The sequence below is a fragment of the Salinicola sp. JS01 genome (genome assembly GCF_030284585.1).
Lineage (GTDB): Bacteria > Pseudomonadota > Gammaproteobacteria > Pseudomonadales > Halomonadaceae > Salinicola.
The window spans coordinates 628739-640771 of record NZ_CP127244.1 but is presented as its reverse complement, the minus strand read 5'-3'; the positions used below and the strand labels follow the sequence as shown (position 1 = coordinate 640771).

Sequence of the window (12033 nt, the reverse complement as noted above, 5' to 3'; positions counted from 1 at the left end):
GGGGCCGTGCGATGAGTTGTTCCAATGGTAGTGATAAATGGCGGTGATAGGCGCCGGCGCAACGCAAAGGGCGCCGTTACCGGCGCCCTCGCATGCCTCCCCGCTGGCGGGGATTATCGATCGGACGATCAGAACCGCTTCGACAGCTTCAAGAAGCCTCCGTCACTGTCGTAGCCATCGCCGGAAGCGCCACGGTACTCGATACGCGCCTCGAAGCCGCTATCGTTGGCCAGTGACACGCCTGCTCCGTAGCGGCCGAGTGTATCGGGCATCGATACGCTGGAGGTGAAGCCCGACCCCGCCTCGGCGCCTCTGAACTCGGCGCGGCTCTGCCAGTCGTCGGCGTTGGAGAGACTGACCCCGACTTCGCCGAATCCCGACAGCGTCCAGGCTTCACCCAGTGCCAGACCGGCCCCCACTTCCAGCGCCGGCGTCGTGATCAGCGCGGTCTGGCTGTTCTCTTCGACGTCGAGATCGAGAATCCCGGCACCGCTCTCGTCGTAACCAGAGGCCCGCACATGGACCAGATCGAGATCGAGCTTCGGCCTCAGATAGGCGGCCCCGAGCGAGGCGGTATAGGCCGCGCGCAGTCGCGCGCCGACGGTGGTGATATCGGTGGTGCCGCGAGCCGTGGCCACATAGCCGGGAACACGAATGTGGCGCTCGGTATCGTACTCTCCATAGCTCCCGGTCAAGCCGACCGACAACGCCAGGTTACCGATATCACGGGTCAGCGATACGCCCGCGTAGCCCGAGGTGCCATCGGCACTGGAGAGTCCATCCCGCCCCTTCAGATCCGCATCGCCACCGCCCGCGGTCACACCGAGCGTCAACTGTGGCGCGACTCGGAGTTGGGCACCGAAGCCGATACCACTGACGTCACCACGATAGCCGCCGGTCCCCGCCTGGCTGATATTGGCGTCGGCCACACCCGCCCAGTAGCAGTGGTCGCCATCCTGCGACACCACCGCACCAGCGCGCGCACCGCAGCTCATGGCATCATCCAGCCAGCTACTCGTCTGCAGCGTCTGCGCCGCCGCTATCGCCTGCGCGCTACCCATGGACATCGATGCCAGTCCTCGCGCATAGCTGTCACCCCCATCGGCATTCATGGAGAGCGCATTGACCTGCCCCAGCAGCGACGCAAAGCCGTTGCCCGCGCCGTCGACAAACAGCGCGTCCAGCCGCTCGCCTACCGCGCGCTGGTTGGCGTCGAGGTCGGCGAAAGCGGTATCGAAGTGCGTGCGTGCTACCTTAACTCGTGCCCTGCCGCCGACGATTTCACTGCTGAAATCGACTGCCGGGGTATCAGCAGCCTCGAGCGTACCGGTCGTGCCGCCCGAGACGCTGAACACCTCGAGCGCTTGGGTCGGTGCCAGTGTCGCGGCGAGCACCTGCAACTCACCTGCGAGCTTGGCGTTGCCTTGAATCTCAAGGCGGTCGGCAATACCCCGCTCGAAGTCGGCAGCCACACTCACTCGCCCACTCTCGGTCTGCTCGAAATCGCCTTCGAGCGTGGCCGTGTTACCAGCGCTTCCCGCAGAGGAGAGCACACCTACCGTTCCGGCGTTGACCAGGTCCGCCTGCGACACCTTGTCCAGCAACCAGGTTGCCCCGGCTGCGTTGTCGAACTGAATGCTGGGTTCGGGCGGCGCTGCCAGCAGCGCCAGTGAGGTCACCCGGGCAGCGCTGGCCATATTCGTCGACAGCGCGCTCGCCGGCGCCATGTTCATCGACACCGTGCCGCCGCCATCCGTGCTCGGCGTGCCGCCGTAAGCAAGAACGCCACCGTAAATGGCACCCTCATTGTGGATCGCAAGAGTCGGCAGATAGGAGGCCTGGGTAACGAACAGTACTGCCGAACCGCGGACCGTGCCGTCGCTTCCACCGCCAGCGCTGATGCTGCCCCCGGAACCGACATTGAGCACGTTATTCTGACCTTCACTGAACGCGACGCCGGTACCGTTCTTGCTGCCACCCACGACCTGTCCATCGACGTTCACACTGATCCGGCCGTTATAGCGTGACCCCATCGACTGGGCCAAGATGCCATAGGCGTTGGTGCCTAGGGTGGCCAGGGTACCTTTCTGAGTGACGTCCACATTACGCGCGGAGGCCTCGGCATTGCCTGTGGCGCCGGCGTGCAGCACGCCATCCCCACCGCCGTAGAGCCCGCCGCCGCCGCCGACCGACTGCGCAATGATACCGTAGGCCCCAACGCCTGACGTGGCGATGTCACCGTTGACGTCGACCTGGACATGGCCACCGTCACCTTCGGGCCCACTGCCGTCACCGAACCCTGGCCGGCTGGTCGAGATGACATTGCCGGTGATGTTGCCGGCGATGCCGCCGCCGCCGCCCACCGACTGGGCGATGATCGCGTGAGCACCCTCGCCCTGGGTGACGATCTGCCCGCTCGTGAGCGTCACGCCCACGTCCTTCCCGTCACCGCTGGTCCCGTCATTGGCCTTGGTGCCGAGTTGTACGCTCAACAGACTATCTGTATCGGCGGCTCCGCCGGCCCCGCCGCCGCCACCGATGGACTGTGCGACAATCCCGAAAGCGCGCTTGCCGAGGGTCCCGATGCGCGCGCCCGTGTGAAGATCGATACGACCACCATCGCCGGAAGCGCCGCCGCTGCCACCTACGGCCACCTCCAAGTCGAGATCCAGCAGCTTGTCCGACTGACTCGAGCTGCCGCTACCGCCGATGCCGCCGCCCCCGCCGATCGACTGCGCCATGATGGCGTAGGCATCGTCACCTTGCGTGTCCACGCGAAGGAAGCTGCCGTTGCCCACGGTGATCGCCCCACCATCACCGGCTGGTCCGCCGGTGCGACCCAGACTTCCCCCCACGGAGATACGCCCACCGGCCTGCTCGGAGCCCTCGCTGGACTGGCCACCGCCGCCGCCGATCGACTGCAGCAGTACCCCGTGTGCCGCGTAGCCCAAGGTGGTCACATGCGAGCGGCCACCGAGATCGTTGAAGAAGACATTGACACTCCCCCCATCGCCGCCAGAGCCGCCCTGACCGCCCACGGCCATGTCCAAATCCACCATGGCGTTGGCCCCCGCTGCCAGCGCGCTACCGCCGACCCCGCCACCGCCGCCGATCGACTGCGCGACGATGCCGTCGGCCCAATCGCCTCGTGTGGTCACGGTGGCGTTGAAACTCAAGGCCGTATCGCCCCCAATGTCGCCCCCGCGACCACCAGTGCCGCCGCTACCCCCGATGGCCGCCACCACGCTCAGGGTTGCCGGGTCACCTTCGCTGCCATCGTGATCACCGTCGGCGAAGTCGTTACCAGCCGAGCCGGCCAGACCGCCGCCGCCCCCGATCGACTGCAGCAGCACGCCATCGGCATCGCCCCCCTGGGTATCGATGGTGGCATTGATACCGTTCTTGGAGACGATATTGCCGCCAGTGCTGCCGCTGCCGCCCTTGGCGCCCACGCCAAGGCCAAACGCGAGCGAGATCTCCGTTGGGTCCTTATCACTCGAGTCGGTTTCCTCGCTGGTAGACAGGGTCTCGGCGTCTGGCTCGTCGGCTTTGCTACCGCCGACCGAGAAGCCGATACCGAGACTGAGATTACCGCCCTGGCCGGTGCCGCCCCCACCACCGATCGACTGCGCCACCAAGCCTCGCGACCCCGATCCTCGAGTCTGCAGATGCGTGGTCGAGGCCAAAGAGAGTGCGACCTCGCCGCCACGACTGCCGTTACCGCCAGCGCCCCCCAGGCCAATATCGGCATCGACGCTGACACCGCCACCGATCTGCTTGCTTCCCGCGTTGCCGACACCGCCATCACCGCCGCCACCGCCGATCGACTGAGCCAGGACGGCGTTGGCGTTGTCTCCCCAGGTGGCAATCGAGGCGGCGTCGGCCAGCCAGACGTGGACCGACCCACCAATGCCACCACCAGCGCCGGAAGCGCCCAGCGCCGTCGATAGGCTGATGGAGTCGGTATCGGGGATACCGATGGTACCCGCCATGCTCGAAGCGCTACCGCCATCACCGCCGCCACCGCCTACCGACTGCGTCAGCAGGCCATGGGCGCCATCGCCACCGGTCTGCACCAGACTACTGCCGTGAAGTTCGACGCTGACTTCGCCGCCGTCTCCCCCGATATCGCCACGGCCCCCCAGTGCGGTGGCCGCGGAAGCCGCCAGCGAGGCGCCCTCACCGGTGGGCACTGCCACGCTGACTGCGTCTGCCACCGCGCCGCCGCCAGCACCGCCGCCGCCGCCGATCGACTGCACCGTGATACCATGGGCAGAGGCGGCATCGACCCCCAGCGCAGCGCCGTCGGCGCCAAAGCCAGTCTGAATACGACTATCGGTCAACAGCGCCGTCGCCTTGCCACCGTGACCGCCAGCACCGCCGGTACCACCCAAGGCGGTATCCAGCGTCAGTCCCACGGAAACATCGTAGCCGCTCGCCGAGCCGCCGGTTCCGCCGCCGCCGCCGATCGACTGCACCAGCAGAGCGCCCGCATTCGCACCACGCGTGGTGACCACGCTATCGTAGAGGTCGAGCTGGCTGGCACCACCGTCGTTGGCGTCGCTTTCGCCATCGCCATCGATATCGCCATCCTTGGCGCTGCCGCCAATCTGGATCGCGATCGGCGTCCCTGCGTCGACCGACAGGGCGTTGCCGCCATTGCCGCCGCCGCCACCGATCGACTGCACCATGATGCCCTTGGCCTGCTGCCCCGTGGTGGTCAGCGTGAGCTGACGAAAATCGGCGTTAGCCGCGCCCCCGGCGCCGCCGCCATCCCCGCTACCACCGACGGCGACCGTGGCCACGCTGAGCGCCGATGCCCCCGCGACATCCCCACCGTTACCGCCGCCCCCACCGACCGACTGCACGATGACACCGTGCGCAAACGCCCCAGCCGTACTGATCGCACTGCCTCCGGTACTCTGCGGTGCCGCCGAGTCGGGATCGGTCCTATCGCCCCCGGGATTCGATACGCTCGGAAGACCACCGCAGCCCTTATAGCTATTGGTGACGCACGCCGTCCTGCCCTTCCCTCCGCCGCTACCCGAACCGCCGATGCCGACACCGGCACCCACAGAGGGATTGAAGACATTGCCTCCGTTCCCGCCACCGCCGCCGATCGACTGCGCCACGAGGCCGTAGGCGGAATCGCCCCGGGTGGCCACCTCGCCTCCGACATGGAATATCTCTGCCTTGCCGCCATAGCCACCGGCACTGCCGCTCCCGCCGACCACAGCAACGCCCGCGGCGCCGCCGCCGATGCCACCGCCGCCACCGATCGCCTGGGCCACGATACCCGAGGCTGCCTGACCCGACGTTACGATATCGCCACTGTTGGTGACGTAGGCTGTCCTGTCGTTGTTGGCACCACCCCCGGCGCCACCGCCCACTGTGACCGCGCCGCCGGAGCTTCCTCCCGCGCCACCCCCGCCCGAGATCGACTGGGCCAACACGCCGATCGAGTAATCACCGGTCGTGGTGATCTGTCCGGTATTGTTCTGCTCGACATCTGCCGCGCTGCCTCCACCACCTGCATTGCCACCCAGCGCGATCACGGCAACGCCCGTTCCCCCGGTGCCACCAGAACCGCCGATGGCCTGTGCCAAAAAGCCGTAAGCATGATCGCCATGCGTGGTGATATCGGCGCCACTGGTCGTGGTCACCTTCTCGGCATTGCCGCCGTTGCCGCCATTGCCGCCACTACCGAAGAGAACCTTGACGAAATCGTCACCGGTACCGCCGCCACCGCCGACCGAGTGCAGCGTAATACCGGCGGCGTAGTCGCCTTGCGTCTCGATATGTGTACCCGAGGTCGCGTAGACACCGACACTGCCACCGTTGCCGCCCCTGCCAGCCGTTCCTGCATCACTGCCACCGATACCGCCGATCGACTGTGCCAGCAGCCCGTAACCACGGTCACCCGCCGTCTCGACAGCCCCCGCCTCGGTCAGGTTGAGCTGGATTCTGCCACCGTAGCCGCCTTTGCCTCCCGAGGATTGACTATTGCCGTTACCGTTACCGCCATTGCCACCATAGGAGCGTGCGACGATGCCGCTCACGTTGTCTCCGGACACCGCGATCCTGCCGGCGGCATGGCCGACCGTTGTTACGCCGGCAGTATCGTCTGATCCGGCATTGCGCTGAGCGCTACCCGCACCACCTATGCCTCCCGCTTTATCATCGGACGAGCGGCCCCCGTCACCCCCGTGGGACAACGCCAGGATGCCGGCAGACTCGTAGCTACCCAGCGCGGTATTGCCGGTCTTGACCAAGGTGATGTCGCCGCGGTTGTCGATGGTGATCTCCCGACCATCTTCACCCTTACCGCCGGGATCGCTGTTGTCCTCCGAGTTGCTGCCATTACCCCCATTACTGCGTGCGAATATCCCCTGAGCGCCATAGGCGCCATTACCAGTTTCGCGGTAATACAGCGCGAGATCCCCCTGGTTGACCACGCTGATAACACCGCCGGTCCCACCAGCTCCCGCCTGGCCCGTGCCATCCGCACCATCGCCACCCCGCCCCCCGATCGACTCGGCACTGATCACCCGCGCGAGGTCGCTACCCTCGAACGAATCGGCTGACGATCCGATGGTGATGGGCGCCCGGTTGAGAACGGTCACGGTCTTGCTGTCCCCCCCGTTGCCACTCAATTGATCGCCGAACACTGCACTGTTGAAGGGGCCACCGTTACCTGCCTTACTCTGGGCAAATAGCCCCGCGACCATGCCGATACCACCGAAGTCGGCGTTGCCCTCGATAGTGATGGCGGAATAATTATTGATCGTGATGAAACCGCCGTCGCCACCGCGGCCGCCATCGGCACCCTGATCGTCCGGTTCTACCCCGCTGCTGCCATTGCCCTGGGCACGAATGGCGAAGACCTGTTCTGGAAAGTTGTTACTGCCAGAGCGGTCGCCACTGATATGGATAGTGGCGCTATCGTTGATGATATTGCCGTCTTTGTCGGCTACCCCATTGTTGATGGTCAAGATGCCGCCGGAATAGCCAGCGGGATGCTTGTCGCGCGTCGGCGTGCCGCCACCGATGAAGTAATAGAGACCGTATATCGTTTTGTCTGCGCTCAGCCTGCGCGTCTGGGCTACCGTATTGGTGACGGTATAGTCGGTGCCACCGGCGTTCCAGGCAATGACCTGATCGCCGTTCTGGTTCTCATCGAGGGTGCAATGACTTTGTACATTGTAGGGAATGGAGGAGCACTGCTCGGCCCAGGCAGCCGGGCTCGCCACCAGCCAGGTCATCAGCAGACCGACGCCACTGGCCACTCGAGACGTGTTGTTAGCCATCGATACCTTCCGGCTGGCTCCCGATCTCGGGCGAGCGCGGCTTGCCTCCGATGCCGCCTGCCAGGCTTTCTTGTTGTGATTCCAGACGACTCGATAGATTCGATTCATGACCAACAGTCTCCACCACGATTTATGGTTCCCCGCGGCGGAGCGTCACACGTAACGAATAGTGACAGTCAGTCTCGATTCTCTCAGAACTCTCACATGCAGCGTATTTGACGTCGAATATCGGTAAAAACCAGAAATATCATGCCGACTCACTCGCAATCTTGGGTGACTTCAGGAGACTCCTGCCGTGCGTTTCGTTCGCATGAGCGGCCATGGGGGTGCTCTCGAGCGACGCGATCCGCCCCCATGTGCCTGGATGCGAGCGCTAAGGCGTATCGCCGGCGAAAACGATACCGCGACCAAAGATCGTACGGATGGGAATGAGGACATCCTCTCGTCGCGCTTTTTGCCGCAGGCGGCTGAGGATCACGTCAATGCGATGCAGGTCGGACTCCGAGGCATGTTCGAACATCAGATCGTGCAGCGCCTGACGCGTGAACACCTGGTGCGTCGACGTCAACAGAATCGATAGCAGTGCGCTCTCCTGGCGAGAGAGCGACAGTGTCCTGCCACCAGGCCCGAGCAAGCGCTCGCCCGAGGGCGACAGTGACCAGCCCTGTCGGTCGGCCTCGACATCGCGAGACTCGATGGCCCCACCCTGCTTGAGCCGTCGATTCAGCTGTACCAGAGCGTCTGTCAGCTGCGCGAAGTTGATCGGTTTGACCAGAAACAGGTCGGCCCCCAGATTGAGTCCGCGTAGTCGATCCTGCTGATTTCCCCGCGCGGTGATCACGATCGTGCCATAGCCTCCCAGCTCGTTCAGGAATTGGACGATGCTGAACCCATCCTCCCCCGGCAGCCCCAGATCGACGAGCACGATGTCGACCTCATGGCGATGCAGCAGCTTCCAGAAGGACTCCGCGCTGCCCGTTCCCCAGGCTGGGAATCCCTTGTGATTCAGATAGAACAGCAGCTCTTCGCGGAGATCCTCGTTATCCTCCACGACCGCAATTCTGGGTAGCGACTCGATCACGCTCGACCTCCTTTTGTCGCATTCCAGGGTATCGTGAACACGAAGCGACAGCCTGACGTCGTGTTTCTCGCCAGCACCAACTCACCGCCATGAGCACGTGCGATCTGACGGCTGACATGCAGTCCCAAACCAAATCCGCGCCGCGTATCGATGGCGGAATCGACTCTGCGATAGCGTTCGAAGATGATATCGACCCGGTCCGCGGGGACCCCTTCGCCGTGATCCTCCACCGCCAGCGTGAACGAAGTTCCCACGCGCCGGCACTCGACCCGGATGATGCCGCTGGCACTATATTTCACCGCGTTGTCGATGACGTTGGACAGCGCTATGCGCATCAGGGCGGCATCGATCCAGGGTCGCTCATCGTATAGCCCATCCGCCTGCGCTTCGACACGTGCGCTGCGATCGAGATCGAGATCGAGCTGGCAAGCGTGATTATCGGAAAAATGGATGAGTGCCACCGCCGAATGCACGATCTCCAACAGATCGGCCGGCCGGAGGTCGAGGTGCAGGTTTTCCGCGTCGAGACGGGCATCGACGAGACAGTTATCGGTCAACTGAACGAGCCGATCATTGGCTCTTTCGATGCGTGCGTATCGCTGACGTGCCTGCGCCAGATCGGTCGCGTAACGCAAGTTCTCCAGACAGCCGGCAATCACCGCCAGAGGCGTTCGAAATTCATGGGCGACCATCCCCATGAATTGACGCTGATTGAAACTCGCTTCGCGTTCGATTCTCAGATCCCGGGCCAATAGCTTTTTCTCTCTGGCCTCGCGGTATTGTTGACGCACCTGATAAACGGCCACGCCCATGACGAGTAGCATGTTGATCACCAGTGAATATTGCCAGGCACGGTAGAAGACGATCTTGAACGGCACCCAACCTGCCAGCACCAGCAGGCCGTAAAGCGTCAAAGCGGTGACGACGAAGGGCCCGACACTCAGAGCGAAGGAGAGCGTCCTAAACCTCTCCTTGATCCAGACACGCAGGCAGTAAATCAGAAAGAGCAAGCCAATACCGAAGTGGAGCGTGGTCTGAAGACGAATCGCCTGACTGTAGAAACCGAGAGGTATGCTCAGCATCAGCGGCAAGCTCAAGCAGCAGGCGCCGACGAACAGTCGATAGAGCCACGGCACGCGCTCGCGCAGCGCGATCGCCTCGACCGGCATCCACAGCAGGGATGCCGACATGAGCAGCGCCAGCACGCTGATCAGATAGTGCTGAAACAGGATACCCGCCCCGGGCAGCGACCAGGCCACGAATCCCTCTATCGAGGCCATCATGGCATAGGGAATGGCCATGAAGGCCACCGACCAGAGCAGGCGATTGCGCAGCAGGATCGCCAGTACCAACGCCAGCAGCGTCGAGAGACCCGCGAGCCCGAAATAGAAGGCATAGTAGGCCGACGAGCGCGTGGCATGAGCCGTGAAATCCTCTGGCTGCCAGAATCCGATCCGCAGCAGCAGGGAGCTGGTAGTCGCGACTCGCATCACGACCTCATAGCCCAGCGCGCTCGGCGGCGGGGGCATCTTCAGGATGGGAAAGCGATAATCCAGATCGCCCCTGGGCGCCGCAAACGTGTCACCCACACGTCGCTGGCGCCAAGAGCCATCCCCCGACAGCGGACGATAGTAGACACGAATGTCATCGAGGAAGTTGGGCTTGATCTCCAGCCATAGCGGTGCGCCATCGAAAGCGTCCGCCGCGAGGGTAAATCGCAGCCACACGACCTCGCGGGTATAGCCCCGCGATAGCACCTCTCTCGCAAGTGTCCCGTGACGCGCGATCTCGGGCACGGCTTCACGCAGTGAGAGCCGTCCCTTGGGATCGCTCCAGACGCGATAGGGAATATCGCTGCCCAGCCAGAGCGGGGCGGCCACGGCCGACAGTGGCGTGAGGAGGGCGCCCCCCATCAGTGTGCAGAAAAGTAAAGAGCGCCATACGTAGCGCATGGCAAAAAGCGCGTGCCAGGCCCCGCGTCTACCGCGAGTCAATCCTCGCTCCCGAGTTCGCTCACGGTCGCAGGCGTATGCATCAACGCCACTCGAGAATCGGCCAGCCACGCGCTTCGGCGGTGGCCCGCAGGCGGGCGTCAGGCTGGGTGGCGTGGGGATGGTCGACGAACTCGAGCAGCGGCAGGTCGTTGTAGGAGTCGCTGTAGCCCCAGGTTTCCCAACCCTCGGCGAAGCCGGTGTCGTGGGCCTCGAGCCACTCGGCGAAGGCGTCGAGCTTGCCCTGCTGATAGGTATGGATGCCGGTGGGCTCGCCGGTGAAACGCCCCTCGGCATCCAGCTCGGGCAGGGTGGCGAGCGCCCCGTCGGCGCCGACGAAACGCGCGATCGGCTCGACCAGATGATGCATCGAGGCCGAGATCACCAGGGTCGCATGGCCTTGCTCGCGGTGCTCTCGGAGCCGCTCGACCCCGCCCTGCATCAGCCTGGGTGCCACCGCGCGCTGGACGAACGCCTCGACCTGCTCTCGCACCGTGTCGCGCTGGCGACCGATCAGCGGGCCGAGGGTGAAGCGCAGGTGCTCGGTCATGTCCAAAGTGCCGGCGTGATACTGAAGGTCCTGCTCGCGCATGCGCGCCAGCAGCGCCTCGCCCTCCTCGACCCAGCCGCAGGCGATCACCCATTCGAGCCAGAGATGGGTACAGTCGCCGTCGAGCAGCGTGTCGTCGAGATCGAAGATGGCCAGCGCGCTGGGCTGCTGCGCCGAAGAAGCGGATGAAGTGGCCAAGCGGAACTCCCGTAGCGGTCGCGGAAAAGGGCCCGCTCAGCATACACGTTCGCACTCGCAAGCCAACGCCCGCGGGCGCCCGACGCCATCCGTCCAGGGTCTGACGCAGCCTAGCCCTCACGTGCGAACCACCCTGCACACTGAGTCGCCAAGGCGTCGAGATCGGGCGCCATTAGATCCGGCGGGTCGCCCCAGGATTCGAACGCCCGCTGGGGATCACGCTGGAGCCAGGCGGCATGCAGCCCGGCGTAACGCGCGCCGATGATCTCCGCGGGCTCCGCCGAGATCAGCCAGGTGGCCTCCGGGCGCGAGTGGGTACGCGCGCGCAGGTGCGCATAGAGCGCGGCATCCGGCTGGAAGCGCCGTATCTCCTCGGCGCTGACGATATCTTCGAACCGATCCGCAAGACCTGAGTTGTCGAGCAGCAGTTCGATGTCGTAACGGCTGGCGTTGGCGAACGCCACGCAGCGTACGCCCAGCCCGCGCAGGCGAGTCAGCGCGCCGGGGGCATCGGCGAACGCCGGCAGCCGACGGCAGTGCGTCAGCAGCGCCTGCTTGCTCTCCTCCCCCAGGCGCGTGCCGCGTTCGCGGTCCACTGCTTCCAGCGCCTCGCGCTGAATGCGATGGAAATCGGCGTAGGCGCCCATCAAGCCACGCCGATAGGTGAACTCGGACTGCTTCTCGCGAAAGCGTCGGGTAAAGGCGTCAGCCTCGGCCGCGCCCAGGCGCAGCGCCAGCAGCGCCGACAGATCCTGGGTATCGACCAGGGTATCGTGCAGCGAGAAGGCGAAGAGCGGTGTGTCCATGCGGAATCCTTGATAACGTGACGTCCCGTGGCTTGACAATAAAAGACGCACACACCCTTTTTACCTGGAAACGCCACGCGCGGCCCTAACTTCAGGCAAG

Annotated in this window: 5 protein-coding genes; all 5 read right to left on the bottom strand. The window is 64.6% G+C overall.

From position 1 onward, the window contains the following. Positions 1 to 128: 128 nt before the first annotated feature. Entirely contained in the window at positions 129 to 7415 is a 7287-nt protein-coding gene (locus QO259_RS03070; RefSeq protein WP_285951748.1) for an ESPR-type extended signal peptide-containing protein, read from the bottom strand. A 265-nt stretch (positions 7416 to 7680) separates the two neighbouring features. Continuing rightward, entirely contained in the window at positions 7681 to 8388 is a 708-nt protein-coding gene (locus QO259_RS03065) for a response regulator transcription factor (RefSeq protein ID WP_285951747.1), read from the bottom strand. Further along, entirely contained in the window at positions 8385 to 10340 is a 1956-nt protein-coding gene (locus tag QO259_RS03060; RefSeq protein WP_285951746.1) for a sensor histidine kinase, read from the bottom strand. Before QO259_RS03060 ends, QO259_RS03065 begins: the two co-directional genes overlap by 4 nt. Before the next feature lie 82 nt (positions 10341 to 10422). Further along, on the bottom strand, positions 10423 to 11127 hold the full coding sequence (locus QO259_RS03055) for an HAD family hydrolase (RefSeq protein ID WP_285951745.1): 705 nt from the start codon (positions 11125 to 11127) through the stop codon (positions 10423 to 10425). A 110-nt stretch (positions 11128 to 11237) separates the two neighbouring features. Further along, positions 11238 to 11933 (bottom strand): HAD-IA family hydrolase, encoded by a 696-nt coding sequence (locus QO259_RS03050; protein ID WP_285951744.1) that lies wholly within the window; start codon positions 11931 to 11933, stop codon positions 11238 to 11240. Positions 11934 to 12033 lie beyond the last annotated feature (100 nt).